The organism is Streptomyces sp. BE303 (assembly GCF_036290945.1).
Lineage (GTDB): Bacteria > Actinomycetota > Actinomycetes > Streptomycetales > Streptomycetaceae > Kitasatospora.
Map to the genome: position 1 here is coordinate 18,204 of NZ_JAQYWZ010000428.1, position 26,683 is coordinate 44,886.

Consider the following 26,683-nt stretch of genomic DNA (forward strand, 5'->3'; position numbering starts at 1 on the left):
GAGCCCGAATGAGGGTCGCCCTGCATACCCGCGTCCGCGCTGACCAGATCTCCGCCTATGAGCTGGCCCACCAACAGGTGCCCATCGAACTCACCGCCGCCATCCGGACGGCCGGCGCCACCTCCTGGACCATCTGGCGCAGCGGCACCGAGCTGTTCCACCTCATCGAGTGTGCCGACTACGCCGCACTGCTTGCCGGGCTGGAGGGTCTGCCGGTCAACATCGCATGGCAGGCCAGGATGGCCGAGCTGCTCGATGTCGTCCACGACTACTCCGTCGACGGCGCCGCAGCCGGCCTCCCGGTGGTGTGGGAACTATGACCGGCCCTGGGATCGTCGACGCACACCACCACCTGTGGGACCTTGCTGTCCGCGACCAGGAGTGGATCACCGGCGAGGCACTCGCCCCGATCCACCGCGACTTCTCACTCGCCGACCTGCACCTACCCGCCAGTCGGGCGGGCGTCACCGCAACCGTCCTGGTGCAGACCGTCTGCCTTCCGCAGGAGACCCCTGAGATGCTGGCACTGGCCGCCTCCGACGACCTGGTCGCCGGCGTCATCGGCTGGACCGACCTCACGGACCGCGGCATCGCCGACACCATCGCCCGGCTGCGTGAACTTCCGGGCGGCCGGAAGCTGGTGGGCCTGCGCCACCAAGTCCAGTCCGAACCTGACCCCGAGTGGCTGCTGCGCCCCGACGTCCTGCGTGGCCTGGCAACGGTGGCGGCCTCCGGGCTCGCCTACGACCTGCTCGTCCTTCCCCATCAGCTGCCTGCCGCCACCGAGGTCGCCACCCGTCTACCGGAACTGAGCCTCGTTCTCGACCATCTCGCCAAACCGCCCGCAGCCACCGGCGAGACCGAGCCCTGGGCCACGGCGGTCCGCGCACTGGCCTCCAGGCCCAACACCTTCTGCAAACTCTCCGGCCTGGTCACCGAGGCCGACTGGCAGCACTGGACCCTCACCGACCTGCGTCCGTACTCGGATACCGTGCTGGCGGCTTTCGGGCCCGAGCGGCTGATGTTCGGCTCAGACTGGCCGGTCTGTACCCTCGCCGCCTCCTACCAGGAGGTGGTGGACACCGCCCGGGCCCTCACCGCCGGCCTGAGCACCGCCGAGCAGCACGCGGTGTTCGCAGGTACAGCAGCCGTCGCGTACGGGCCCGCCTTGGCCGCACGCCCGACCGGCTCGGACCCGCGACCTCCGCCGAAGAGTGCGAGGGCACGGCGAACACAGTGTCGGGATGAGTGCATCTGACGTACGGGTTGGTCTCGGCCGAGCGGCGGCGGGCGAGAGGGGCGTCGTGCTGCGCAGCTCGATGACGGCCCGGACGCAGAGCAGCACCACCGTGACGACGGCGAGGCCCGCGGCCACGGCGAGGTGCCGGCTCCACGGATTCCGAGCGCCGGCGAGGAACAGCGCCAAGAGCAGCGCAGCGGCCAGGACCGCGGCTGCCACGTCCACGTGGGCGGAGCGGCCTTCGGGGGGTTTCGGGCATGGAGCGCCACGCGGTCACGAGGGCGGCGGCGGTGACGACCAGGCCGAGGCCGTAGGCGGCCCGTACCCCGCCGAGCTCGGCGTGCGGGCCAGCGGGTAGCCGACGCCGGCCCCGATGGTCGAGACCACCGAGATCAGGGCGATCACGGCCGCACTGCGCTCCTCGGGGAGGTGGGCCGGGGCCACGCCCATCATCAGCGCCGTCGGCCCGAGCCCGACGCCCCTCCATCACCCGGACCAGGGCGGTCGTCGCGGGCTGGGTGACGCCCCCGACCGCGGCCAGATCGGTGATGCGCCGCGGGCCGGTCCGGTCCAGGGTGGCCAGGGCGGCCTCGACCGCCGGGAGCCGGTGACGTCCCATTCGCCCCGCTCGTGGACACCCTGGAGATCCAGGACGCGGTGATCACCGCCGACGCCCTCCGCCTCCGGCACGATCACGCCCGCCACCCGCACGCCCACGGCGCCCACTACCTGGTCATCGCCAAGGGCAACCGGCCCGGCCTGCTCCAGGCCCTCCCGCGGCCCGGACCGGGTCTGCTGCCGGATCCGGGCGCGGGAGTTGCGTGGGCTATCGGGCGGCCTGGGCCTCGGCCTCGTGCTTGAGGTTGGTGACCCAGTTGTGCAGGGAGGTGTCGAGGGCGGCCTGCAGCACTGCCTTGTTGGCCAGGACGGGCTTGCCGGTCCAGGACTCCTCGGTGTGGACGAGGACACCGTCGCAGGTGGGGGTGAAGGTCCAGACGTGGACGGCGGTGATGCCCTGGGCCGGGCCGCCCCAGACCAGGCGCCTACCGGGCTCGACCTGCTTGACGGTGGAGGTGATGTCGAGGCCCTCGGTGCTCCAGCGGAACACCGAGCCGGGGCGCAGGCGGCCGGGGGTGTCCTTGGCCATCCTGGCGACGTTCGGCTGCCAGGTGGGCCAGTTCTCGACGTCGGTCTGGATCCGCCAGACGGTGTGCAGCGGGGCGTGGATGAGGATGTCGGTGCGGGTGATGACCGGGGCCTTCTCGTCGATCCGCACGTCCGCGGGGTGCCTCGCGGCCGATTCCGCCACCGTGGTGGGGCGACGGTCGGCGGTGAGGGCGGAGGCGGTGTGGGACGTGGTGAGGAGGAGTGCGGCGGTGGCGGCGGCGGTCATGACCGCGGTGAGTGTACGCATGGCAGTGCTCTTTCGTGGAAGGGTGGTGGTCTGCCGGGGCTCCTGGGCGGCGCGCGCGCCGGGACGGCCGGTCACAGGGCGCTGTCGGGGATCCAGGAGCCGTGGATGCCGGCGGTGACCCGGCGCGGGAGGTGGACGGTGGCGACCTGCTCAAGGCCGGAGGCGTCCAGGACCAGGAGCTGAGAGGCGTCCTGCTTGAGGTCGGAGACGACGGTGAGCAGGTAGCCGTCGTCCTCGCGGGTGGCGCCGGCGGCGGGGACGAAGACCGCTTCGCTGGGCAGCCGGGCGTCGCCGACCTGGTGGATGCGGCGCTCGCCGGTGGTGCGGTCGTACTTGACCACGCCGTAGCCGCCGAAGCCCCGCTGGTCGGGGAAGGAGACCGCGTACTGGTAGCGGTGCTCGGCGCCGAGGAAGTCCTCGTTGAGGGTGGGGAACTCGACGGCGAGGTCGTCGACAGCCTGCTCGTCGACGGTGCCTGCGGCCGGGTCGACGACCCAGCGACGGGTGTAGGAGCGGGTGTTGGGCTCGGTGCCGCGGCTGGGTGCGCCGATCCACCAGTTCCAGGAGAGCTGGAAGCCCTCGCGGTCGACGGTGGGGCCCTCCAGGACGATGCGACCGGCGGCGTCCTCGTAGGCGTTGGCGGCGTGGAGCATGTTGCCGGGTTCGATCGGGAACCAGCGGATCTTGTCGGCACCGTGCGGGCCGCGCGGCATGACGCCGATCCTGGCCGGCTGCGCGTCCTGCCAGGAGTAGGGGATGCCGGAGTGCTCGGTGGGGTCGAAGGTGACGGTGCCCTCGACGAACACCACGTGGTGGCGGGTGACGGCGAAGTCGTGCTTGAGGGAGGCGGTGGCGCCCGGGACCTCGGCGCTGTGCGTGATGTGCCCGTTCGGGTCGGCGACGTAGTAGACCAGGTAGGGCGGGAACGGGGAGGAGCCGAAGAAGTGGAGTTCGCCGGTGACCGGGTCGCTCTTGGGGTGGGCGGTCATGGCGCTGCGCAGCTTGCCGTCGAAGTCGTAGGGGCCGACGGTGTCGAGGTCGGGGGTGAGTTCGAAGGGGAGGTTGGCCTCACACAGGGCGAGCAGGCGCCCGGCGTGCTCGATGACGTGGGTGCCCGCGGTGCTCGCCGTCATGTCGGGGCCGTGCTCGGTCATGTAGGGCGCGCCGTCCAGGGCGGGGGTGTGGACCCAGCGATTGCGGTACCACTCGGCGCGGCCCTCGTGCAGCCGGATGCCGTGGACCATGCCGCTGCCCTTGAACCAGTGGGTGGGGGTGACGCCGGGCTTGGGGTTGTGGCTGTTGCGGATCAGCCGGCCGCTCAGCTCGGGCGGAAGGGTGCCCTCGACGGTCAGTCCGGTGGCGGTCAGTTCGTCGACGGCGGGGGTGTAGTGGCCCAGCAGGTAAGGCTTGTCAGTCATGATCGGGTCCTCTTGGTCTTCGGAGCGGCGATACGGCCGGAGCGGGGTTCAGGTGGTCAGGAGCGCTTTTCGGCACGGTTCTTGAGACAGGTGAGCCAGTCCTCCAGGGAGGTGCGCAGGGCGTGGCGGAGCTGGTCGGCGGCGGCGTCGACGGGGGCTCCGCTCCAGGACTCCTCGGTGTGGACGGTGACCCGGTCGCCGGTCTGCTCGAAGGTCCACACGTGGATGCCCTCGATACCGTTCGCGGGGCCGCCCCAGGCGATCCGGGTGCCGGGCACGAGCTCGTGGACGGTGGAGGTGATGTCCAGTCCGTGGGTGCGCCAGGTGAAGGAGGCGCCTTCGGCGAGCGGGCCCTCCAGGCGGGCCTGGTCGACATCGGTGTTCCAGACGGGCCAGTCGTCGATGCCGGTGTGCAGGGACCAGACGGTCTCCAGCGGGGCGTCGATCTCGATGGCCAGGCGGACGATGACGGGCGCGTTCTCGTCGATGGTGAGCACGGGTGGTTCCTCTCGGTCGGTGTACTGGTGGAGTGCGCGTTGGTCGGGTGGTCGGTGGCGGCCTCGGGCGGCCGGCCCGGGGAGCGGGCTGGTGTTCGGCGGCGGGGCCGCATGGGCCGCGGCGGGTCGGTGGGAGCGCCGACAGGGCGTGCCGGCCAGGACGGGCGTCGGAGAGTCCGACGCCGTCACGGATCTGCGGCAGCGCGACGTTCGCGATCGAGGTGGCGAGCAGGACGGTGAACCGGGCGCCGCTGCCGTGGCCGCGAGCGCGGCGCCGGGCCCGGCGGTGGCCCCGCAGTACTTCGTCACCGTGAACTCCCCCGCAGGGCGGGGAGGGTGCGGCTTCTCGTCAGACTGGTGTCCCGGGCTGTGGCAGGGTGCGGATCGAGGTGAGGCACCTGCTCGGCCACTCCGCTGGCCGGCAGTTCCTTGCCGTTCGGTTCATGTGGACAGCCTCCCCGTGGGCGGTGTCCATTTTCTCGGCCACCTGCTGTCCAGCGCTGCTCACCGCTGTCCGGCGGCGGCCGGCCCCGCAGATCGGTGCCGTACGGCTTCGGCCGCCGTGGTCGGCTGCGGCACGCAGGGTCGCGGCGCGGGCTCCTGAGGAGTGGGAGTTGGGTATCGGGTCGCGGGCCGGCGCGCGGTACCAGATCTTGCCGGCCCTGTCGTTGCCGATACCCGTGACCGCAGGGGCTCCACCACAGGTCGGGCTGCTCCCCCACGGGGCTCGCCGCTGCCCACGGCCAACTGACAGCCCCAGGTCCGCGCGGCCGCGACGTAGGCGTCCGTGTCGAGGGTCTGCCGGTCGTCCTGGGCTCCGTCGCCCCAGCCATGGGCGGCGTCCGAGGACGGCCTGCCGTAGTCCCGGCCGCTGTAGTCGTCGTAGGCCAGGTGGCGCACCTGGAGAGCGCAGCGCCCCGGTTCCACCGGCCCGAACTCACCCCCGGGTGGTCGCGGCCGGCGGTTGACATACCCCCGCCGCACCATCCACCATGCTTTCACTAATCAAGTAGTGAAATGGTGGTGGGGTGGAGTTCCACATCGACCGTCGCAGCGGGGTCGCGACAAACCTGAAGATCGTCCAGCAGACCACACAGGAGCTCCGGCTCGGCCTGCTGATGCCGGGCGACCGGCTGCCGACGGCGAAGGACGTCTCCCTGCTCTGCGCGGTCGATCCGAACACGACCCTCAAGGCGTACCGGGGACGGGAGCGGGAGGGGTCGGTCCAACTCAGGCCCGGTCCCGGCACGTTCGTCCTGCGTCCGCCGGCCCGACCTCCGGGGGCCGCGAACTCGCCGCTGCGCGAGGAGCCGGTCTCCCGGGCGTGGCGGGCGGCCACGGCAGGGCTGGAGCGGGAGGACGTGACCGCGCTGGTCGACTCCGTCCTCGGGGAGGCGTACGCCTCCCCGCCGGAGCCCGCCTCGGCGGCGGCCACCACCGCGGAAACCCCATACCGAGGAGCGGCGATGCATGAAGGTGCGGGTCAAAAAGTGTTCACGGGCGAGGCGGACGACGAGTCCGCCATCGAGGCGCGGGGGCTGGGCCGCAGGTACCGACGGGGTTGGGCGCTGCGGGACTGTTCGTTCCGGCTGCCGGCCGGCCGGATCTGCGGCCTGGTGGGCCCGAACGGGGCCGGTAAGACGACGCTGATGGCCATGGCCGGCAATCTGCTGGAGCCCACCGAGGGCAGTCTGCGGGTGTTCGGTTCCGCCCCGGCATCGGCGCAGGCAGGGGTGCGTACGGCGTTCCTGTCCCAGGAGAAGCCGCTGTTCGGCCGCTTCACGGTGGCGGAGACCCTGCGCCTGGGTCGGGAGCTCAACCCCACCTGGGACCAGCGCGCCGCCGAGGACATCGTCCGGGCCGGCACCATACCCCTCGCCGCCAGGATCAACACCCTGTCGGGCGGGCAGCGGACCCGCGTCGCGTTCGCCCTGGCCTTCGGCAAGCGCCCCGACCTGCTGCTGCTCGACGAGCCGATGTCCGACCTCGATCCCCTGGTCCGCCACGAGCTGACGGGCACCCTGCTGGCCGAGGCGGCCGAGCGCGGCACCACCATCGTGATGTCCTCCCACATGCTCGCCGAGATCGAGACCGTCTGCGACTACCTCCTGGTCGTCTCCTCCGGCATGCTGCGGCTGGCCGGCGAGGTGGACAGGCTGCTCGACGCCCATGTCCTGCTCACCGGGCTGCACGACGGGGGCGGGCCGCCCGCCGACCTCGCCCAGCACACCGTCGTCGAGTACCGCACCAGCGGCCGCCAGGCCAGGGCCCTGATCCGCCACGGCGGTGTGGTCGACGCGCGCTGGCAGTGCGATGCCCCCACCCTTGAGGAACTCCTCCTCTCCTACCTTCGATCGCCCGACACACCGCCCCTGCTCACCGAGAGCGCCCAGGTCCGCGGGCTGGCCCGGGACGGGGCGGTGGCGGCATGAGCACCATGGCCGGCACCTCTCCCTCCCCCCGCCCGACCGGGGCCGCGACCGGGGCGCGCCGCCGTCCGGCGTTGCACGGCCTGTCCTGGCTGGTGTGGCGCCAGCACCGGGCAACACTGCGGACCGTGCTGGCGCTGACCGTGGTGGGGGTCGCGTTCATCGCCTACCGGCGCGCCGGGATGATGGACCACCTGGCACGGTTCGACTGGCCCCACCCGACGGGTGACGAGTGGCGCAACGACTTCGGTCCGTTCAGCGGTCAGCTGAACGACACCGGCTTCCAACTCGGGCTCGTCCCTGTGGTCCTAAGCGTCTTCCTCGGTGCTCCGCTGTTCGCGTCCGACCTGGAGACCGGCACCGCCAAACTCGTCACCGGGCAGTCCGTCAGCCGGATGCGCTGGCTGACCGCCAAGCTCGGACTGGCCCTGGCGGTGAGCGCGGTCGCCACCGTGGCGCTGTCGGCCGCCTTCACCTGGTGGTACCACCCCGTCAAGGCGACCTCCTCGGACTGGACGTCCGGCGCCTTGTTCGACGCCACCGGACCCGTCCCCGTCGCGCTGACCCTCTTCACCGTGACCGTCGGCGCCCTGATCGGGATGCTCCTGCGGCGCTCCCTGGCCGCCATGGTGGTCACCCTCGGCGCGGCCGTCGCCATCAAGGTGGCCTGGTCGGCGGTCCGGCTGCCGCTGGGCACCGCCACCACGGTCGTCACCCGCGACGGGGTCGGCACCGACGCCTTCCCGGAGCTCCCGACGGCCGCCTACACCCTGGACCAGTCCTTCGTGACCTCCTCCGGGAAGCTCCTCGGCTGGGGCACGTGCAGCAGCCCGACGGAGGCCGCGCGTGACGCCTGTGTGAGCCAGAAGGGCATCGTCGGTTGGTCGGTGGACTACCTCCCCGTCTCCCAGATGCCGGTCATGCAGTGGCTCGGCGCCGGGATCCTGCTGGCCCTGGCCGCCGCCGTCACCACGTTCGTCGTCCTCTGGGGACGCAAGCGCCTGCTCTGACCGCGGATTCGGCGCGATCCGGCAGGCCGTGGCCCGTCCGCGCAGGAGCGCGGGCGGGCCAGGCGGTGGTAAAGGCCTGCAACACGTCGGTTTCCTTGTCCCGCCGCCGGTCGGGCCGGGTGAGCATGAGGCCGGCGAGGCGGCGTGGGCCGATCACCGGGCGGTCCCCGTCGGCGCGGCCCCGGATGAGGTAGCGGTTGAGGAGGTTGAGGCCGGCGCTGTAGCTCAGTTCCTTGATTTCCTGGAACAGCCGGCGGACCGGGACGGCAGGGTCTCTCCTCTGCTCGACCGCACGCCCCACGCCGCCCTCGGCCACCGCGCACGGCCGGGACTCGCCGTCCACTCGGCCGGCAGGACGGCCGGTGTCCGGCGCCCGGCGCCCGGCGTCCGGTGTCAGCCGTTGCGTTTGTGGCCGTTGAGTTCGATGTATCCGAGGTTGGCGATGAGGGCCGCGACGGTGGCGTAGTACCTGCTGTATCCCGGGGCGCCGATGGTGAATCCGTCACCGGCGGGATTGTTGAGCCGGGCGTAGACCCAGGCCGAGAGCTGGCCCCAGCTGGTTTCGAGGTCCGCGCCGAAGGCGCCGATCGGGGTCGACGAGCCGGACCTGATGTTCTGCCGCACCGTGTCGAAGATGTAGCCGAAGCGGGCCGCTTCGGCTGTCGCGCCGATGATGTCCACGAGGTAGGACCCGAGGGTCGTGGTGCCGGCCGCCGAACCGAGGAGCTCCTGGGTCCGGCGCAGCGTCAGCAGCCCGTTCTGAAGGTTCTGCGGGGTGAGCTGGCGACTCGCGCGGTTGCCGCCGCCGGGCAGGTTGGCGTAGCTGCCGTTCCACGGCAGCGGCTGGGCCTGCACGCCCAGGACCTGGTTGAAGGCGCCGGGGTAGCCGTCGGGGAAGACGTAGTGCCGGTTGCCGGTACCGTCGGGCTGTCCCGGCTGGTAGATCCCGGCCAGGTAGAGGGTGTTGGCCCAGTAGTACAGCGAGACGACGTACTGCCCGGCGTAGGTCACCCGGATCTGGATCAGCTGGTTGTAGGTCGTCGTGGTCTCGTCCAGGACCTGGTAGAAGTCGTGTCCGCTGACCCGGTGGACCTGATCGATCAGGTTCCAGTACCGGTCGTGGTGGCCTTGGCCGCCGTGTTCGAGGCCGCTGATGTCCCAGTCGATGACCGTCAGGGGACGGTCGGGGTCGGCGTGCGCGGCCGTGCCCAGCATGCCCAGGGAGAGGGCGAGTGCCGCGAGGACGCCGGCGAGGCGCCGGCCTACCCGTTGCCACTGAATGACGTTGAACACGCAGAGCTCCTTGTCGATGCGCGGGTCGGACCCACCACGGCCTGCGGTGGGGTGGGACCACGGGCGGCGATCACGCCGAGATGGTGCGGGACCATCGGGGTGCCGCAGGGCCGGGGCCCGTACGGATGCCGGTCGGGGCCGTGTCGTCGGGAATGCGGAGGGCTGCGGCGGGTTCGGAAGCGCCGCGACGAGGGCGGGCACGGTCACGGCCCCGACGGGAGCCGGTCGGCGTCGAGGGCCTCGACCTCCGCCTCGAAGCCGGGGTTGGCGGGGGCGATGACGCGAAAGCTTGGCCCGGTCGTGGGTGATCCGGTGTTCCCAGGCCCACGGGGTTCACGGCCGTCAGCCCGCGCGCACCGGAGCCCGGCAGGTGGGCCACGTGTGAAGCAGCATGGCAGAGTGCCCGTTCCCCGGCGTTGCCCTGGCTGCCAACGGTTTGCTCCTGGCTGCTGGATCCACAGCCCCACCCCCGGCGGCCGACCCGGCACGGCCGGTGCCCGGCATGCCCCGGGAACCGGGCGGGGCGGGAAGGCCCGGCTGACACGGAGCGGCCGGACGAGGATGATGATTCGGGCAGGGGTGCGAAGGGGGAGACGGTGTGCTGGTCCTGGACACGAACGACCTACCGCGCGGCGACAGAATCGCGGCCTACCGTGCCGTGGCCATGGACGAGGGCGGGATCGACGCCGTCGAGGAGGAACAGCCCGAGGAGACGGTCTGGAGGCGGGTCGAAGTCTGGGGCATCGGGTCCCTCACCCTGTTCGACAGCCGGGGCACGGGCATCGGCATCACCCGCTCCCTCAGGCAGGCGCGACGGGACTCGCTGGAAGCCGTCGCGGTGGTGCTCCACGTCCGGGGCGACGGCGCCTTCGCCTCCAGCGACCATCAGCGCCGCCTCGCGCCCCACAGCCTGTCGCTCCTCCACATGCCCGACGGGTACGCCTACTCATGGTCCGGGACCGGGGGCACGCTGGCCTTCATGCTCGACACCGCAGGGCTCACCGTTCCGACGGACACCGTGCGGGCATCGGTCCCCCTCCTCCACCACAGCCCCGTCGGCACGCTCCTCGTGAACCACCTCCACGGCCTGCACACCATTGCCGACCGGCTCACCGGCGGCCCCGAGACCGAGGCCCTGGTCAACGCCACCACCGAACTCACCCGCGCATGGATCGCGTCCGTCGCCGGCGACGACCGCACGCGCCGCCGGACCGCGCAGGAAACCCTTCTCACACGCGTCCTGGCCTACGTCCGGCTGCACCTGCGAGAGCCGGACCTCACACCGCAGCGCGTCGCCCGGGTGCACAACACCTCCGTCAGAACTCTGTACCGGCTGTGCGGGAGCAGCGGGTTCAGCCTCGAACAATGGATCATCCGACGCCGCCTCGAAGGAGCTCGCAACGACCTGGCGGCACCGGTCCACCGCCACCGGACGATCGAATCCATCGGCCGGTCCTGGGGGTTCACGAACGCGGCACACTTCTCACGCCGTTTCAGCCGTACCTTCGGCGTGACACCCAGCCAATGGCGCCGGATCTCCCGGACCGGATGAGCGGCACGGGTCCGGGCCACGGCCCCGGACCTCACCGCGCGATCGCTGCCTCTCCCCCCGCCGGTCGCCACCCCGCAGGGCACGGATCGGGGTACCGGTCGAGCAGTACAGGAGAGCACGAGGTGAGGTGTTCGCTGGCCTGGCCGACGAAGGCCATGTCGTCGTGGTCGTGCACGGCGTCTCGTCCCCGGCCCAACCGCTCAACCGCTGTCGCCGGGTGACCGTCGCGCGATGGGTGCAGATTCAGGCGGCTGCCCGTTCGCCGGTCTCTGCGGTGAACTCGTCGGGGTTGGCGTAGTCCGTCTCGCGCAGAATGAGGCCGTCGGGAGCGAGTTCGAAGAGCGCCATGTATTCGACCGAGTACTCGATCGGGTCGGTTCGGTTCTCGGGGAGAGCGATGTAGCCGGGGAAGTCCTGTTGCGGTGTTCCACTCGCCGTGAAGGTGACGGCTACCGCGTCCCCTTCAATGATGATCCTGTGGAGTTCGCAGTGCGTGTCCGGAGACGCTTTGTACCAGCCCTCCAGGTATTCGCGCAGTTCGGGGCGTCCCTGCAGCCGGGCTCCTGACGCGTGCTCTTCGAGGACGTCGTCTTCGGCGTAGGAGTCGACGGTCTCCTCCAGGTCCTCAAGATGGTTGTTGAACGCCTCGAACAACCGGGTGGTTGAGGATCTCGCGTCGGTTTGCCGGTTCTTCGTCATGACATCGTTCCTTTCGTGTCGGCCCCGTTGATGGCGTCCGCCGATCACGGCCAGCCCAGGGGTGGCGGTGACGCCTCCACCCCTGGGAGCACTGGCTCGGGCAGGGCCGACGGAAAGGGCGGCACCGCCGGGGCAAGCCGGTGCGAGGGCACCGAGCGCACCGTAAAGCCTGGCAATGCCGGCGGGACCGGCGGGACCGGCAACCCGGGACGACGTAACAACGGTGGTAGGGGCGGCGGGTCCGGCCCGGCTGCGGAGTTTCCCATCGACGGCTCTCTCCCCTCGGCGGGCGGTGTGGGAGGGACCGGCGCCGGCCGCGTCGGATCCGGCAGCGTGGGTGGAGCGGCGCCTGCTGAGGCCGGCGAGAAGGTCTCAGCAGGGATCGTGATTCTGACCTACTGACCACAGCGCTCTCGCCGCTTCCTCCTGGCATCGCAGGCCGACGCCACAGGTCAGCACGAGCATGGTCGGCGGGTGCGTGCGAGACCGACCGCCGCCCGCCGTTCCCCACCAACGCCGGAGTCCTGACAAACCCCGTGCCCCCAACCCGATTCCGTTGACGACCCCGGCTTGGGGCAGGCCCCGGCCTCCCCTCGGCGAGCCAACGACGTTCGGCACCTGTCGTGCCGCGAGACGGGTCAGGGGCGGGCCGCACTATCCCCTGGTGGCAGGCTCGGAGACCGGGGCCGCGCTCGGTGCGTGGGTGAGGTCGTAGGCGCTCTCCGCGTGCAGGTGGACGTCGACGCCTTCCTGCTCCACCTCGGGGCGGACCCGCAGGCCCATCGTCTTGTCGAGCGCCTTGGCGATCAGCCAGGTCACACAGAAGGAGTACGCCAGTACGGACACGGCCCCCATCGCCTGCTTGCCGAGGAGGGAGAAGCCGCCGCCGTAGAGCAGGCCGTCGACGGCGTTGGGGGCGTCCGCCGTGGCCAGGACGCCGACCAGCAGGGTGCCGGTGATGCCTCCGACGAGGTGGATACCCACGACATCGAGGGAGTCGTCGTAGCCGAACCTGTACTTCAGGCCGACAGCAAGGGCGCACACCGCGCCGCCGATGGCGCCGAGCGCGAGGGCGCCGAGCGGGGAGACCGCACCGCAGGACGGCGTGATCGCGACGAGGCCGGCGATCGCACCGGACGCGGCGCCGAGGCTGGTGGGGCGGCCGTAGCGGAGCTTCTCGACGAGGAGCCAGCCGAGCATCGCGGAGCAGGTGGCGGTGAAGGTGTTCAGCACGGCGACGGAGGCGGCGTTGCCGGAGGTCAGCGCGGAGCCGCCGTTGAAACCGAACCAGCCGAACCACAACAGGCCCGCGCCGAGCAGCACCAGGGGGAGGTTGTGCGGCCGCGCCTGGCCCCCCGTCTTCTGCCAGCCGATGCGTCTACCGAGGACGAGGATCACGGCCAGGGCCGCGGCGCCCGAATTGACGTGGACGGCGGTACCGCCCGCGAAGTCGACGGTGCCGAGCCTGTTGACGATCCAGCCGCCCACGACGTCCTTCCCGTCGAAGGCGAAGACCCAGTGGGCGACGGGCAGGTAGACCAGCGTCACCCAGATGCCGGTGAAGGCCATCCAGGCGCCGAACTTGATGCGGTCGGCGATCGCGCCGCATATCAGGGCGGCGGTGAGGGCCGCGAAGAGCGCCTGGAAGGCGGCGAAGACCGCAAGCGGGATGACCGCGTCCGGATCGTCCGCCGTCACCCCGCTCAGGCCGACATACTCGGTGACGTCACCGAGGATCCCGGCGCCGCCGATCGAGTCACCGAAGGAGGCCGAGAAGCCGTAGAGCACCCAGATGCAGCCCACCAGGGCCACTGACCCGAAGGTCATCATGATCATGTTGAGGATGCTCTTCGCGGCGACCATGCCCCCGTAGAAGAGCGCGAGGCCCGGCACCATCAGACAGACGAGTGCCGTGCTCGCGAGCATCCAAGCGGTACTTCCGGTGTCCATGCGCACGCTCCACAGAGAAGTCCAGCAGAAGGAAACTACGTTTCACGGCAGTAGACACACGGTGCGTTACGAATCCCTCCGCGGCCGATTAAGGCCGGGTTTCAGTGCTGGGGACTGTCCCCGAAGGCCGTCACCGCCAGGAAGCGGATGGGCAGCTCGGCCAGCCGTTCCGGGCCGTGCGGGGCCTCGCCGTCGAACTGCAGCGCGTCGCCGGGGCGCAGGGTGTAGGTGGACTTCCCGTGGCCGTAGACCATGACACCTTCGAGCATGTAGATGATCTCGGTTCCGGCGTGCTGGAAGAGCGGGAAGACCTCGCTGGACTCGGTGAGGGTGATCAGCAGGGCGTCCATGCGCTTGTGAGCGCCCCGCAGGGAGCCGAGCTGGGCGTACTCGTGGCCGATGCGGGTGCCGCGCCGGACAATGCGGGCGCCGTGCCCGGCGGGGACGAAGACGGCCTCGCGTTCGTCGTCCATGCCGCGGAAGAGGGCGGTGACCGGGACGTCGAGACCGCGCGCGAGCCGGGAGAGCGTGGTGAGGCTGCACGCGGTCTGAGCGTTCTCGATCTTCGACAGCATGGCCTTGGAGATGCCGACCCGCCGCGCCATCTCACCGACCGACAGACCGGCCGCCTGCCGGTACCCGCGGGCCCGGATCGCGATGATGCGCTCCAGGGCCGTGTCGTCGGAGTCCGCTGCGGGTTCGGTGTGCTCGGCGCGCTCTGTCACCGACGCATCCTATTCTGTTCGAACCCCTACGCCGTGCGGTCCAGGCGGAAGCGGGGGTGGGGCCGTGCGCGGCCGGTGGCGAGGTCGGCGGCCATCGCGCCGATGACCGGGGCGAACTTCGCGCCGTGGCCGGAGCACGCGGAAACGATGACGAGGGGGCCGTGGCGGTCGAGGACGAACTCGTCGTCAACGGTGGTGGTGTAGAGGCAGGTCGTCCCGGCGACCGGGTCGGGGTCGAGGCCCGGGAGCCGGTCATGGACGAATGCGCTCACACGGATCCGCGACGACGGGTCGACGATGCCGGTACGGGTGGTTGCCGTGGTGGGGGTGCCGCGGTCGTGTTCGGCGACCTTGACCGCGGGGAGGGCGCCGCCGTCGGCGCCGGAGGGCAGGCCGAAGACCTGCATCGACGCGTCCTTGCAAACCAGGACCGGCCAGGCCACGGACGGCTCCCGTTGCCGGAAGTGGAAGACCTGCTGCTGGGTCACCTTGAGCGGCGGCAGCGTGACGGGCAGTTCGAGGCCGGGCAGCCACGCACCGGCGGCTACGACCACGGTGTCGCAGGTGAGCTCACGTCCGTCGTCCGTACGCAGCACCACCGCGCCCGGTACGTCGATGCCCGTGACGCGTACGCCGGACCAGATGTCCGCACCGTGCTCGGTCGCCCTGCGCACACACGCCGCGACGGTCCGGTCGGCGTCGATGACACCTGCGTCCGGGTGGTACAGCGCCGGGCCCGTGAAGCGGATGGAGGGCCAGCGTTCCGCGGCGGCCGGCGCACCGAGTACCTCGCAGCGCACTCCGGCCGCGCCCAGCGCGGTGGCCAGGCTCTCCAGGTCACGTCGCTCCCCGAAGTCGAGGCCACCGGTGTTGCGCAGCAGTGGAGTTGCGCTGTCGTGCTCCAGTTCGCACCACTGCTCGGCCGCCTTGCCGGTCAGGCCGACGTAGAAGGGGTCGGCGTAGGCGCGTCGGAAGATCCGGGAGCTGCCGTGTGAACTGCCGTGCCGGTGGCCGATGTCGTACGCCTCGATCAGGGTGACCTCGTGGCCGCGGCGGGCCAGTTGCCAGGCGGTGGCGGCGCCCATCAGGCCTGCGCCGACGACGGCGATCACAGGCCCTCCCCGGGGATCCACCGGGTGCCGACGAGCGGGACGCGGGCCATGGCGGCGGACTCGATGGTGAGGGCGACCAGGTCCTCGGGTTCGAGGTGGAGGAGGTGTGCCTTGCCGCAGGCGCGGGCGAGGGTCTGGGCCTCCATCGTCATCACGCGGAGGTAGTTCGCAAGTCGCCGACCGGCCTCCACGGGGTCGAGGCGGGCGGAGAGTTCCTCGTCCTGGGTGGAGATGCCGGCGGGGTCGCGGCCGTCCTGGTAGTCGTCGTAGTAGCCTGCGGCGGAGCCGAGCCGACGGTACTCGGCGTCGTACTTCGGGTGGTTGTCGCCCAGGGCGATCAGGGCGGCCGTGCCGATGGCGACGGCGTCCGCGCCCAGGGCGAGCGCCTTCGCCAGGTCGGCGCCGCTGCGGATGCCGCCGGAGACGATCAGCTGGACCTCACGGTGGGCACCCAACTCCTGCAGTGCCCGTACGGCTTGGGGCAGGGCGGCCAGGGTGGGGATGCCGACGTGTTCGATGAAGACGTCCTGAGTGGCGGCCGTGCCGCCCTGCATGCCGTCCACGACCACGACATCGGCACCGGCCTGGACCGCGAGCCTGACGTCGTAGTACGTCCGGGCCGCGCCCACCTTCACGTAGACCGGCTTCTCCCAGTCGGTGATCTCGCGCAGTTCGAGGATCTTGATGGCGAGGTCGTCGGGGCCGGTCCAGTCGGGGTGGCGGCAAGCGCTGCGCTGGTCGATGCCGACGGGCAGCGTCCGCATGCCGGCGACCCGTTCGGTGACCTTCTGGCCGAGCAGCATGCCCCCGCCACCGGGCTTGGCGCCTTGGCCGAGGACGACTTCGATGGCGTCGGCGGCGCGCAGGTCGTCGGGGTTCATACCGTACCGGGACGGCAGGTACTGGTAGACGAGGTGCTGGGAATGGCCGCGTTCCTCCGGGGTCATGCCGCCGTCACCGGTGGTCGTCGAGGTGCCCACCTCGCTGGCGCCACGGCCGAGCGCCTCCTTGGCCTGGGCGGACAGCGCCCCGAAGCTCATGCCGGCGATGGTGACGGGTGTCTTCAGCCGCAGCGGGTGCGAGGCGTGCCGGGTGCCGAGGGCGACGTCCGTGCCACAGCTCTCGCGGTAGCCCTCCAGCGGGTAGCGGGACATGGACGCGCCGAGCAGCAGCAGATCGTCGAAGTGCGGAACTCTGCGCTTGGCGCCTCCGCCGCGGATGGCGTAGACGCCGGTCTCGGCGGCACGCTGGATGGCGTGGATGGTGGCGCGATCGAAGGTCGCGGACTCGCGAAGGCCGTGTGATGCGGGTTCCATGCTCCTCGAACTCCCTCAGTACGATGCCGTGTTGTCGACCTTGAAGTGGTACAGCTCGCGGGCCGATCCGTACCGGCGGAAGTCGGCCGGATCCTCGCCCCGCCCGGCCGCGCCGAGCAACTCGGCCAGTTCGGCCTGGTGTTCGGGCCGCATCTCTTTCTCCACACAGTCCGCGCCCAGTGACCTGACCGTCCCGCGGACGTAGATGCGCGCCTCGTAGAGGGAGTCCCCCAGGGCGTCTCCCGCGTCGCCGCAGACCACCAACCGCCCGGCCTGGCCCATGAACGCGCTCATGTGGCCGACGTTTCCGCCCACCACGATGTCCACACCCTTCATGGAGATCCCGCACCGGGCGGAGGCGTCCTCGTCGATCACCAGGAGGCCGCCGTGGGCGGTCGCGCCGGCGGACTGGGAGGCGTTGCCGCGCACACGCACCGTGCCGGACATCATGTTCTCGGCGACGCCGGTCCCGGCGTTCCCGTGGACGGTGACGGTGGCCCGCTGGTTCATTCCCGCGCAGTAGTAACCGACGTGGCCTTCGACGTCCACGACGAGTTCCTCCCGGATTCCGCAGGCCACGGCGTGGGCGCCACGCGGATTGAGGATGCGCCAGGCCGTGGCCGAGGGCGTGTGCAGAGCCCGGTTGAGCTCGCGCACCGGGGTCTCGGCCAGATCGATCAGCGTTGCCATACGTACACCTCTTCCGGCTCGGGTTCGAAGATGCGGGCGTTCTCGATGCCCGGCAGGACGTCCAGGGCCCGGTACTCGGAGGCCATCGCGACCCACCCGTCGGTCTCGGCGACGAGGGCCGGCTTGCAGGCGATGGCGTCGCGGACGACGGCGAAGGAGTCGCTCGTGGACACCAGCAGGGTGTAGAAGCCGTCGAACCGCTCGCACAGCAGCCGCAGCGCCTCTTCGAGGTCGGCGCCTTCCGAGAGCTGGTGCGCGATGAAGCGGGCACCGACCTCGGAGTCGTTCTCGCTGTCGAACTCCATGCCTCGGGCGCGCAGTTCACGGCGGATGGTGGCGTGGTTGGCGAAGGAGCCGTTGTGCACCAGGCACTGGCCGGGGCTGACCGAGAACGGGTGGGCCCCCTCGGGCGTCACGGCGGACTCGGTGGCCATCCGGGTGTGGCCGATGCCCTGCCGGCCGGTGACCGACGCGAGCCCGAAGGACTCGGCCAGTTCCACGGGGTTCCCGGTGCCTTTGAGTACGGCCATTCCGATGCCGGAGCCGATGACGGTCGCCCGCGGGAGCGCGTCCGCGACGGCCGCGAGCAGCCCGGCGACGGGGAGATCCGCGTGAACGACCGTGGTGGCGTCGGCCGCGAGGGCCACGGCGCCCGGCAGTGCGGCCCGCGCGTCGGCCGGCGTGACGCCGAGCAGCGAGACGACGGCCCGGCCCGGCGGGGACAGGCGCGGGTCACCGTAGACCGCGACACCGGCCGAGTCCCGCCCGCGTTCGACGACCTGCCCCAGCATCGCGGTCAGGAGCTCACCGAGCCGGGGTTCGAGCGAGGGCTCGCGCAGATGGAGCCCCACGATTCCGCACATCTCAAATCCCTTCAGAGAACGGCGAAGCGGACGACGTTCGGGGACCGGTCAGAAGGCCGTCAGATAGCGGTCGAGCTCCCAGGGGCCGACCGTGGCGTGCCAGTCGAAGAACTCCTCGCGCTTGAGATCGGCGAAGTACCGGCTCACGCCGCTCCCGGCCACGTCCAGGGCGCCGCTGACCACGTCATCGGCCTGGAGCGCCTCCACGGCGTGCAGCAGGGTCGGCGGGAGCTCGGGCCCCTCCCCGCCCGCGCCCGGCTCGCCGGGGTCGAGGCCTCGGTCGATGCCGTCGAGGCCGGCGGCCAGGGCGACCGCGGCGGCGAGGTAGGGATTGGCAGCGCCGTCCCCGCCGCGCAGCTCGATGCGATTGCCGTCGGGGACCCGCACGAAGCGGGTGCGGTCGTTACCGCCGTACCCCGCGATGCGCGGTGACCAGCTGGCACCCGAGCGGGTGGCCACCGCGCCGGTGCGCTTGTAGGAGTTGACCGTCGGCGCGATGACGGCCTGCAGGGCCCGCGCGTGCTCGACGATCCCGGCGACGAAGGAGTAGGCGAGCGGAGAGAGGCCGAGGCCACGCCCGTCGGTGGCGTCGGGGAACGCGGGGTCGTCACCCCGCCAGAGCGACAGGTGCAGGTGCATGCCGGTGCCGGTACGGTCGGCGAACGGCTTCGGCATGAACGTGGCGGTCATGCCGCGCTGTTCGGCCAGGACCGACACCAGGTACCGCATGGTGATGACCCGGTCGGCGGTGGTGAGGGCGTCGGCATGCCGGAAGTTCTGCTCGAACTGGCCGTTGCCGTCCTCGTGGTCGTTGGCGTAGTTGCCCCAGCCGAGGGCGTTCATGGCCGAGGACACGGCGGTGAGATGGTCGTACATCCGGGTGAGCCCGTGTGCGTCATAGCAGGGCCGGACGGCCGTGTCCCTGGCATCGGCGACGCTCAGCACGCCGTGCGCGTCCCGGCTCACCAGGAAGTACTCGACCTCCGCCCCCACCGAGAGGGACAGCCCCCGCCCCGCGGCCCGCTCCACCAGCCTGCGCAGGATGACCCGCGGAGCGTACGGCCAGGGCTCCCCCTCCACATGCGGATCGCAGTGGACCAGGGCCAGACCGGGCTTGACGAACGGAACGGGCGTGTAGGAGGACGGATCCGGCCGTGCGACGACATCGGGATCGCCGGGCTGCTGGCCGAGCGCACCGGCCGCGTATCCGGCGAAACCGACGCCCGCGTCCCGGAGTTCCTCCACGGCCTGGGACGGGACGAGCTTGGCGCACGGCTTTCCGGTCAGGTCGACGAAGACGGCGAGCACGAACTCGATGCCGTCGGCACGGACAAGCTCGGCGAGATCGGGGACGGCGGTCGCCATGGGTCCTCCCGGAGTCTACTGCGGTGAATCACCGTTGCCTGCCAGTAGACGACCCTGGCATTACGGAGGGATTTCCGCCATGGAAGCTCCCTGTAAGCCCGAAGCCGGACGTTCCAACCCTGCGCGGACGGCCGCCGGGGCAACTGCACGGCCTCCGCGGCCGGGTCGTCACAGTCGCCCGACGAACGACCTTCCGGCCGTGGGAGAACCGAAGGACCGAGCCACGGAGCGTCGCGCTCACGCTCACCCGGGCATCGCCGGCCGGCGCCGCTCCGGGGCCGCACCCGCCCGGCAACGGTGCGCGGCCGCTCCCGTGCCGGCGGGCCAACCGGATGCCACTCCACCGGTACATCCCTCTACCTCGGCGCCCCGAGCACTACCCCGGCGCTGCCTGAGCCGACCGCGCGGACAGCTCCGACCACCGCCAGTCAAGACCTTCAAGGCGGTAGCGCCCAAGATCAAGGCCCGCTACCCGGGCACGATTTACGCCGACAGCTGGGACGGTTGGAGGAGCGTCTGGGGCCAGGCCATCACCACCGACCCGGCGGGCCTGCCCTACGCTGGTTCGTCACGAAGGTGAAGTACGAGGTGCTGTTGGCGAAGCTGCCGAAGGCGACCAGATGCACGTCCTGCGGGCCGGCCGACGCGGGGTCGGCCGGCGCGGTCTCCGCGACCGGCACGGCCGGAGCCGGGACCAGCCCGGCCTTCAGCCGCACCGGTTGGTTCGGGTTCAGAGCCACCACGATGAAACCGGCGTTCCTCAGCAGCCTGGTCAGCCCACGGGCGTTCGTGTGCCCATCGGTGTCGTCCAGCACTGCCGCGATCAGCCCCGTGTGGGAGAGCGAGTGCGCCACCGCGGTGGTGCCGGTCAGGGCGGCCCCGTGCCGGGCCGCACCCCGCACATGAGTACCATGCGGGGCACCCGCCGAACAACGCGGCGCCCTTCCAAGGGGCTGCGGAGCGGGCCCCTGGCCCGCTCCGCAGCGGCGTCCCGCTCGACGTCAGCCGGTGGGGACGTTGACCTGGACCTCGGCCAGGGTGAGGTAGTTGGTGCCGGCGAGCTGGATCCGGACGTACCGCCCGTCAGCACCCACCGGAACGGTCAGCTTCTTCGGTGCGCTGCCAGCGACATAAATCGTCCTGACCGTGGGATCGGCCTTGATGGCGTCGAGGCTGCGTCCGGTGAGATCGGTGGGCGACACCATGACGTAGAGGTTGGCGAGACGATTGGGGCCCCCGTCCGTCCGGTTGAAGACCTCCACGGACCGGATCGGACGCCGCACGCCGAGGTCGGTCTGCCACCAGGGCTGCGCCTCCGAGGTGGTGGCGCTAAGGCTCGCGGTGGTGGAGACGCTCAGGTCTCCGTCCACCGCCAGGCCCGCCGGGTGGGGCCCGACCACCGTCGTATTGGTGGAGGACTGGGTGGCGGGCTTGCCCAGCGCCGCGTTGACGGTGGCCTTCACCGGCGCGCCGTACTGCCTGTCGGTGAAGACGGTCTTCCACTGCTGGTCGGCGAACCACTTGTGCACGTCGGCGCTGTAGTGCTTCGTGTCGGTGAAGATCCCGAAGTTCGGCGCGTTGGTGGGCTGGTAGAGAGGCGTACCGGCCGCCGAGGTGGCGTTGGCGGCGTCGAGCAGCTTGTAGGGGCCGGACGCGGAGATGACTGTCAGCGCCTGTGTGGCGTGCTCCGTGGACGCCAGGTTGTAGGCCTTCGAACGCGGACGGTAGAGGAAGAACGGGGCTGCGGTGTCACCGGTGATCGTTCGCAGCGGGTCGAAGACCTTGAGGAACGCCTGCTGGATGTGGCTGGTGCTGATGGTCGACGCGTTGCCCGCCTCGGCCTCCCACTGGTTCCAGTGGATACCGATGACGCGCGGTTGCTTGCCGGCGGCCTGCAGGGCCCGCAGACCGTTGGTGATCGTGTTCATCGCCAGCGGGAACAGGGCCTCGACGTCGCTCGGGTCACGGCCCGGCCACCACCGGGTGTTCGGGCCGTAGTCCGTGTCGGTGTCCTGGATTCCCTGGCTGCCCCAGGCGATGTGGATCACGTTGAGGTCGGGCAGCGTCGTGCCCCCCTCCGTGGCGCGCTGCCAGCGCAGTGCGGTCGCCGACGCGACGTTGTAGTTGAGGCCCCCTACGTGCTCCTGGCCGAGGTTGTTGCCGACACAGGTGTACTGCGACCAGGTGGCACTCGTCGCCCCGGCCACCCGGTTGTTCGTCCGGTTCAGCCCCTTGACGCGGTTGAGGGACTGGCACTTCGCGCTGTCGGCGGCGTCCAAGGGTGCACCCCACCCCTCCGCATTGCTCTGCCCGAGCACGATCAGCACCGGCGCGTCATTCGCGCCGTACGGGTTCGGGACGGTCTCCGCCGCCGACAGCGCGGGGAACACCGCGGCGGATCCCGCCAGCAGGGCGAGCGCGGCCACGAGCGAGGTGACCGGGCGGACGGGGGTGGGGGCGGTGCGCCTGAAGGGCGCCCGGAAGGCGGGTCTTCTGAACATGGGTGGATGCTCCTTGCAGCGTGTCCAGCGGGGTGGTCGTCGGGCCGTTGTGGGGGCATGCGAAGGGGTGGCCGTGGCGCGGTCCTGCCGGCGTGTGGGATTTGGTGGAGCCGTTGCCGCCGGCGGTGTGGATTCGTCAGAGGGACGGTGGGCCGGCAGACCCGGACGGCGCGGACGTGATGGTGTCCACGTGCCGGCCGCCGGGTGCGTGCGGTGATGAGTCGTGCGTCGCCCGTCGGCAGAGCCGGCTGGCACGGCGCGAACCGGGCGCCTCCATGACCGTTCGTCACGACCCCTGGACACCAGGGGCTCGATCGAGGAGTCGGCCGGTCGAAGGGCCCACCCTGACGTGAAGGTTCTCGACGAGACTGGTGGGTTCCCCGGTGGTGGTGACCGGGCGTCAGTAGAGAGCCCTCTCTCATGAACAGGGCCGGTCGACACCCGCGAACGCGTCGCCGAAGTACTCGGAATCGAGGGGCTCGAACACGGTGAGCACATGACACCCCTGGAGCGGGACCACCGTCAAGAGGTGGAGCCGCCGAGATCTCCTAGTGGCCTGGACCATTCCGCGCGCCGGTGAGCGAACCCTGGGGCCCGATTCCGTTCGACCGTTCGGCGCACCGCTCACCGCAGACCACGACCGCTCACCGCACACTCCGACGCGACGGCTAGCGGTGCGCGCCTGCACGAGGTTGGACGCGCCGCAGGGGCGAGTGCCGGATCTCCATCTCCGCCCAGGACGCCGGCGCCGAGGCGGTGGTGACCATCGAGGACGACGGGGTCGGCATGGACCCGGCCGAACTGCGGCGCATCCTGGCCGGGGAGGTGGGCGGGATGTCGGGCATCGGTCTGGGCACCGTCGACGAACGCCTGCGGTGGGTCTACGGCGACGGTCACGGGTGGTCATCGAGACGGCGTTCGGGGCGGGCAAAAGGTCACGGTCCGGTGCCCGAAGTTCCGGGCAGGTGTGCACCGGGTGGCCCGAAGCGGCGTCTGGCCGTGATCGGACTGCCGGCCAGGCAAGGTGCGGGGGTTTCTCCCCGGGTGGGATCGGCCGCACCGCGGGTGACGCCCCGGCCCCGGCCGCGACCGCGCCGGCCGCGCAGCGGCGGAGCCGTGACGGACGCGGGACGCACCATGCCCCACACTCTGCGCTCGCTGGAAGTCACGGACGAGATCACCGCCGAGGCCACCGTCCTGACCGGGTTCGACCAGGACCTCGCCGCCGAGGCCACCCGCACCACGGCCACCCGCACCACGACAAACAACGAGCCCGCGGCAAAACCCACACCCAGGCACTCCTTCGCCTCGCCCGCCAACGCATCAGCGTCCTGTTCGCCATGCTCCGCGCACGCACCCTCTACGAGTCCCGGACCCCAACCGTCACCCTCGCCGCATAACCACCCCAAACAGAACCAAAACCGACACCACGTCCAGCGCGCCGTCCCTGACCTAAGGACATCGAGGCACCCCCCCGAACCACCCACCCCGGCCCTCACCCCACCCAAACACCCGCCGCCCGACCGCCCGACCGCCCGACCGCCCGACCGCCCCTCCGAACGACCCGCTCAGGGCCTCGGTCGGCGGGCACGCGATCGGGACGTGGCTCTCCGAGCCGCGGGCAGCGGCCCAGGTGCGGACGGGCGAGCCGGGTCCGCTCACGGCGGAGCGGCGCCGCGCGTCGGAGGAGATCGCCCCCTTCCGGAGTAGCCTGAAACCGTCGGCTGCCCTGTCAGCGAGCCCCGGTCACCAGCGGTGCTCGAGGCGCTTCTCTCCGGAGGTGTCGTGGCTTCCCCCCGAGCACTGGCCCTGACTCTCTGCCTCGGCCTCGTGGCGCTCGGCGGCGCCGGCTGCGGAAGTGAGGGCCCGCCCGCGCCGGTGGCGCCGAAGGTGGCGGCCTCCGCCGCCGAGGTCGGCGGCATGGACGCACTCATCCGGGCGGCGCAGCAGGAAGGGGTTCTGACCGCCACCACGCTGCTGCGGCACTGGGCGAACTACGGGGGTCTGATCGACGGGTTCGAGGAGAAGTACGGGATCAAGGTCACCGTCGACAATCCCAACGGTGACAGTCAGGACGAGATCGACGACATGAAGCGCTACCGCGGTCAGGAGCGGGCGCCCGACGTGCTCGACCTCGGGGACTCCTTCGCCGTGGCCGCCGCCGAGGAGGGTCTGCTGGCTCCCTACCGGGTCGCCGCCTACGGGCAGATCGCGGCGAACCAGAAGGACCCGCAGGCCCGCTGGTACAACAGCTACGGCGGGTACGTGTCGATCGGCTGTGACGCGGCGCGGGTCAGGACCTGTCCGGTCTCCTTCGCCGAGCTGCTCAAGCCGGAGTACAAGGGCATGGTCGCGCTGAACGGCGGCAGTCCCAACACCGCCGGTTCGGCGTTCGCCGGCGTGTACGCCGCGGCTCTCGCCAACGGCGGCTCGTTCGACGACATCAAACCGGGCATCGACTTCTTCGGCCGGCTCGCCGCGGTCGGCAACCTCAACACCGGCAACCCCGTACCGGAGTCGATCGTCAAGGGCGAAACTTCGATCTCCATCAACTGGGACTACCTCAACCTGCAGCACGTCGACGCCCTGCGCGGCCAAGGGGTGGACTGGAGGGTCTCCATCCCCTTCGACGGCAGCTTCTCCCAGTACTACGCGCAGGCGATCAACAAGGACGCCCCACACCCGGCGGCGGCCCGACTGTGGGAGGAGTACCTCGCCAGCCCCGAGGGCCAGAACCTACGACTCGTGGGATTCGCCCGCCCCGCACAGATGGCCGCCATGGCCAAGGACGGCACCCTCGACACGAACCTCGCCGCCATGCTGCCGACCGTGGAGGGCACACCGTCCTTCCCCGACCCGGCACAGCTGGAGAAGGCCCGCAACGTCGTCAAGGAGAACTGGGACAAGACCGTCCCGCCGCAGCCCGCCCCGTCCTCCTGACATCGCAGACCTCCCGTTCCGGGCACGGGTAGCCCAGGACGCACCAGCGGTCGTCGGGATGTCCCCCGGGTCGCGATCGCCCCGGTCGTCCGCGTCATCCGTGTCCTGGAACGCATGGTCCCCGACCACGGCCTGCTCTTCGACCGCCGCGCCCACAACCCCGGCCCCGCCGGCGGCGGCGAGACCGGCACCGTCAAGCTCGACGCCATGGCGATCCGCATCACCGACTTCATCGCCTGGGCCAACGCCGAACGGGTCATTCCAAGGTCGGGTGGGTGACTCGGTCGGACAGCGTCAGGCGGAGTCCGTCGGGGCAGATCGCGGTGTGCAGTTTGGTCCGGACCACGGTGCCGGGCAGGTGGCCGAGCTGCCACCGGCGGACGATGGAGGCCACGGCAACCGCGGCTTGGGTGGTGGCGAGGGAGTCGGCGATGCACTTGCGGGCTCCTGCTCCGAACGGGAGCGAGGCGTGGAGCGGGGTGGGTGTCAGCCAGCGGTCGGGGTCGAACGCCTCCGGTTCGGTGTAGAGGGTGGGGAGGTGATGGATGAGGTAGGGGCTGTAGATGATGGTGGTTCCTGCGGGGATCCGGTACTTTCCGAGCTCGGTGTCGGCCCGGGCTACCCGGGTGAAGATCCAGCCGGGCGGGTGTAGGCGAAGCGTTTCGGAAACCGTCCGCCCCAGCAGATCGAGCCGTGCGACCTCCTCGACGGCGGGAACGGTGCCGGCGAGGGAACGGACTTCCGCGTATACGCGATGTTGGACGTGTGGGTTGAGGGCCAGCTCGTGCAGGACCCATGAGATCGTTGCGGCGGTGCTCTCGGTCGCTCCGAGGATCACGGTCATCATCTGGTCGACGACCTCCTGGACCGAGAACCGGTCCCCGTGGGTCTCGTCTTCCGCTCCCAGAAGCACGGAGAGCAGGTCTCCGGTCCCTGCCCCGGTCCCGGCTGCCTGTCGGTGCCGGATGATCCGGGTGGCGTTGCTCTCCAGGCGTGCGCGCGACCTCCAGTACCGGCGGTTTCCCGGGAGGGGCAGACGGGCGAGGGACGCCGGCAGCACGGTGCGCAGGGTGAAGCCGGCCAGGATGTTGGCCACGTCCTCGCGCAGCTCTTCGAACGTCTCGTTCGGCAATGAGCCGCCGAACAACGAGGCGACCGCGGTCCGTGCGGAGAGCCGCATCATCTCCGGGAACACGTCGAGGACGTTCTCCTCGGACCAGGAGGACTGGGCGCCGGCTACCTGGTCGGACATGATCTGCGCGTACAGGGGGAGCCGGGCGTGGTGGAACGCGGGCTGGAGCAGGCGCCGCTGCCGGCGGTGCTCGCTGTAGGGGCAGCTCGCCACGCCGTTCCCGGTGACCTCGCGGACCCGCTCGTAGAAGATGCCGCCCTTGTCGAAGGTCCGGTCGTTGACGAGGACCTGGTGGGTGAGCTCCGGATCGCAGACCAGTGCCCCCTTCAGCCCGCCGATCCTCACCCATGCCACGCCCTGCTCGGCTGGCAGAGAGCGCAGGAAGCCGAGGGTGTCGCGCAGGATGGGCAGTGCGTGGCCGATCACGGGCATGGCGCCCGGAGCGTCCTCGATCGTGCCGTTGTCCTTCATGGGATTCTTCCTCCGGTTGTCCGCGTGTTCTGCGGGACGTGGCCGCCCAGGTGCTTCCTGGGAGGC

At 71.1% G+C, this 26,683-nt stretch carries 24 protein-coding genes and 3 pseudogenes; 10 read left to right on the plus strand and 17 right to left on the minus strand.

What is annotated here, in order from left to right; genetic code table 11:
• Positions 1-8 precede the first annotated feature (8 nt).
• Both PUR56_RS08245 and PUR56_RS08250 read left to right on the plus strand, forming a co-directional pair.
• Positions 9-320: an L-rhamnose mutarotase gene (locus tag PUR56_RS08245; RefSeq protein WP_329875463.1), complete on the plus strand. Its 312-nt coding sequence runs from the start codon at positions 9-11 to the stop codon at positions 318-320.
• Positions 317-1,258 (plus strand): amidohydrolase family protein, encoded by a 942-nt coding sequence (locus tag PUR56_RS08250; protein WP_329948406.1) that lies wholly within the window; start codon positions 317-319, stop codon positions 1,256-1,258. The genes PUR56_RS08245 and PUR56_RS08250 overlap by 4 nt, the downstream gene beginning before the upstream one ends.
• A gap of 255 nt (positions 1,259-1,513) precedes the next feature.
• Here PUR56_RS08250 and PUR56_RS08255 read toward each other — a convergent pair whose 3' ends face one another.
• The 4 genes from PUR56_RS08255 to PUR56_RS08270 form a co-directional block, all read right to left on the minus strand.
• Positions 1,514-1,684, minus strand: coding sequence for a hypothetical protein (locus PUR56_RS08255; protein WP_329948444.1), 171 nt, complete (start codon positions 1,682-1,684; stop codon positions 1,514-1,516).
• Between the two features lie 382 nt (positions 1,685-2,066).
• Entirely contained in the window at positions 2,067-2,654 is a 588-nt protein-coding gene (locus PUR56_RS08260; RefSeq protein WP_329948407.1) for an SRPBCC family protein, read from the minus strand.
• Between the two features lie 71 nt (positions 2,655-2,725).
• On the minus strand, positions 2,726-4,072 hold the full coding sequence (locus PUR56_RS08265) for a carotenoid oxygenase family protein (RefSeq protein ID WP_329948408.1): 1,347 nt from the start codon (positions 4,070-4,072) through the stop codon (positions 2,726-2,728).
• 56 nt (positions 4,073-4,128) lie between these two features.
• Complete coding sequence (locus PUR56_RS08270; protein ID WP_329948409.1) at positions 4,129-4,569, minus strand: SRPBCC family protein; 441 nt, start codon at positions 4,567-4,569, stop codon at positions 4,129-4,131.
• A 1,466-nt stretch (positions 4,570-6,035) separates the two neighbouring features.
• Between PUR56_RS08270 and PUR56_RS08275 the strand changes: the two genes are divergently transcribed.
• Both PUR56_RS08275 and PUR56_RS08280 read left to right on the plus strand, forming a co-directional pair.
• On the plus strand, positions 6,036-7,001 hold the full coding sequence (locus tag PUR56_RS08275; RefSeq protein WP_329948442.1) for an ABC transporter ATP-binding protein: 966 nt from the start codon (positions 6,036-6,038) through the stop codon (positions 6,999-7,001).
• The gene (locus PUR56_RS08280; RefSeq protein ID WP_329948410.1) at positions 6,998-8,008 is read left to right on the plus strand and encodes an ABC transporter; all 1,011 of its coding nucleotides are present in this window, start codon (positions 6,998-7,000) and stop codon (positions 8,006-8,008) included. Before PUR56_RS08275 ends, PUR56_RS08280 begins: the two co-directional genes overlap by 4 nt.
• On the opposite strand, the gene PUR56_RS08285 is transcribed toward PUR56_RS08280, so the two are convergent.
• On the minus strand, positions 7,965-8,351 hold the full coding sequence (locus PUR56_RS08285) for a hypothetical protein (RefSeq protein WP_329948411.1): 387 nt from the start codon (positions 8,349-8,351) through the stop codon (positions 7,965-7,967). The genes PUR56_RS08280 and PUR56_RS08285 overlap by 44 nt on opposite strands.
• A gap of 50 nt (positions 8,352-8,401) precedes the next feature.
• The gene (locus PUR56_RS08290) at positions 8,402-9,301 is read right to left on the minus strand and encodes a ribosome-inactivating family protein (protein WP_329948412.1); all 900 of its coding nucleotides are present in this window, start codon (positions 9,299-9,301) and stop codon (positions 8,402-8,404) included.
• A gap of 598 nt (positions 9,302-9,899) precedes the next feature.
• Here PUR56_RS08290 and PUR56_RS08295 point away from each other — a divergent pair.
• Positions 9,900-10,853 carry a helix-turn-helix domain-containing protein gene (locus PUR56_RS08295; RefSeq protein ID WP_329948413.1) on the plus strand — a complete coding sequence of 318 codons (954 nt, stop codon included), beginning with the start codon at positions 9,900-9,902 and terminating at the stop codon, positions 10,851-10,853.
• A gap of 243 nt (positions 10,854-11,096) precedes the next feature.
• Here the strand turns inward: PUR56_RS08295 and PUR56_RS08300 are convergent, their stop codons facing one another.
• From PUR56_RS08300 to PUR56_RS08345, 10 genes are all read right to left on the minus strand, one after another.
• Complete coding sequence (locus PUR56_RS08300) at positions 11,097-11,552, minus strand: ester cyclase (RefSeq protein WP_329948414.1); 456 nt, start codon at positions 11,550-11,552, stop codon at positions 11,097-11,099.
• A 654-nt stretch (positions 11,553-12,206) separates the two neighbouring features.
• On the minus strand, positions 12,207-13,502 hold the full coding sequence (locus PUR56_RS08305; RefSeq protein ID WP_329875481.1) for an ammonium transporter: 1,296 nt from the start codon (positions 13,500-13,502) through the stop codon (positions 12,207-12,209).
• A 101-nt stretch (positions 13,503-13,603) separates the two neighbouring features.
• Positions 13,604-14,227: a helix-turn-helix domain-containing protein gene (locus PUR56_RS08310; protein ID WP_329875483.1), complete on the minus strand. Its 624-nt coding sequence runs from the start codon at positions 14,225-14,227 to the stop codon at positions 13,604-13,606.
• 26 nt (positions 14,228-14,253) lie between these two features.
• A complete protein-coding gene (locus PUR56_RS08315; protein ID WP_329948415.1) occupies positions 14,254-15,339 on the minus strand; it encodes an FAD-dependent oxidoreductase in 1,086 nt (361 codons plus the stop codon).
• Positions 15,336-16,655, minus strand: coding sequence for an FMN-binding glutamate synthase family protein (locus PUR56_RS08320; protein WP_329875486.1), 1,320 nt, complete (start codon positions 16,653-16,655; stop codon positions 15,336-15,338). Before PUR56_RS08320 ends, PUR56_RS08315 begins: the two co-directional genes overlap by 4 nt.
• Positions 16,656-16,670: 15 nt before the next feature.
• On the minus strand, positions 16,671-17,345 hold the full coding sequence (locus tag PUR56_RS08325; protein WP_329875488.1) for a glutamate synthase: 675 nt from the start codon (positions 17,343-17,345) through the stop codon (positions 16,671-16,673).
• Positions 17,333-18,208 carry a class II glutamine amidotransferase gene (locus PUR56_RS08330; protein ID WP_329875490.1) on the minus strand — a complete coding sequence of 292 codons (876 nt, stop codon included), beginning with the start codon at positions 18,206-18,208 and terminating at the stop codon, positions 17,333-17,335. Before PUR56_RS08330 ends, PUR56_RS08325 begins: the two co-directional genes overlap by 13 nt.
• Positions 18,209-18,256: 48 nt before the next feature.
• Positions 18,257-19,573, minus strand: a complete 1,317-nt coding sequence (gene glnT / locus PUR56_RS08335) for a type III glutamate--ammonia ligase (protein ID WP_329948416.1) — start codon at positions 19,571-19,573, stop codon at positions 18,257-18,259.
• Between the two features lie 530 nt (positions 19,574-20,103).
• Positions 20,104-20,475 carry a hypothetical protein gene (locus PUR56_RS08340; RefSeq protein WP_329948417.1) on the minus strand — a complete coding sequence of 124 codons (372 nt, stop codon included), beginning with the start codon at positions 20,473-20,475 and terminating at the stop codon, positions 20,104-20,106.
• A 99-nt stretch (positions 20,476-20,574) separates the two neighbouring features.
• Complete coding sequence (locus PUR56_RS08345) at positions 20,575-22,074, minus strand: galactose-binding domain-containing protein (RefSeq protein WP_329948418.1); 1,500 nt, start codon at positions 22,072-22,074, stop codon at positions 20,575-20,577.
• Between the two features lie 711 nt (positions 22,075-22,785).
• Between PUR56_RS08345 and PUR56_RS43320 the strand changes: the two are divergent.
• The 5 genes and pseudogenes from PUR56_RS43320 to PUR56_RS08365 form a co-directional block, all read left to right on the plus strand.
• Positions 22,786-23,077 (plus strand): annotated as a pseudogene (locus PUR56_RS43320) (ATP-binding protein); the annotation flags it as partial.
• Between the two features lie 119 nt (positions 23,078-23,196).
• Positions 23,197-23,319: pseudogene (locus tag PUR56_RS43325) on the plus strand (IS110 family transposase); the annotation flags it as partial.
• A 14-nt stretch (positions 23,320-23,333) separates the two neighbouring features.
• Positions 23,334-23,474 (plus strand): annotated as a pseudogene (locus tag PUR56_RS08355) (IS110 family transposase); the annotation flags it as partial.
• Between the two features lie 385 nt (positions 23,475-23,859).
• The gene (locus PUR56_RS08360) at positions 23,860-25,014 is read left to right on the plus strand and encodes an ABC transporter substrate-binding protein (protein WP_329875500.1); all 1,155 of its coding nucleotides are present in this window, start codon (positions 23,860-23,862) and stop codon (positions 25,012-25,014) included.
• Positions 25,015-25,128: 114 nt separating this feature from the next.
• Positions 25,129-25,293, plus strand: a complete 165-nt coding sequence (locus PUR56_RS08365; protein ID WP_329875502.1) for a hypothetical protein — start codon at positions 25,129-25,131, stop codon at positions 25,291-25,293.
• Here the strand turns inward: PUR56_RS08365 and PUR56_RS08370 are convergent.
• Entirely contained in the window at positions 25,271-26,617 is a 1,347-nt protein-coding gene (locus PUR56_RS08370; RefSeq protein ID WP_329875504.1) for a cytochrome P450, read from the minus strand. The genes PUR56_RS08365 and PUR56_RS08370 overlap by 23 nt on opposite strands.
• Positions 26,618-26,683 lie beyond the last annotated feature (66 nt).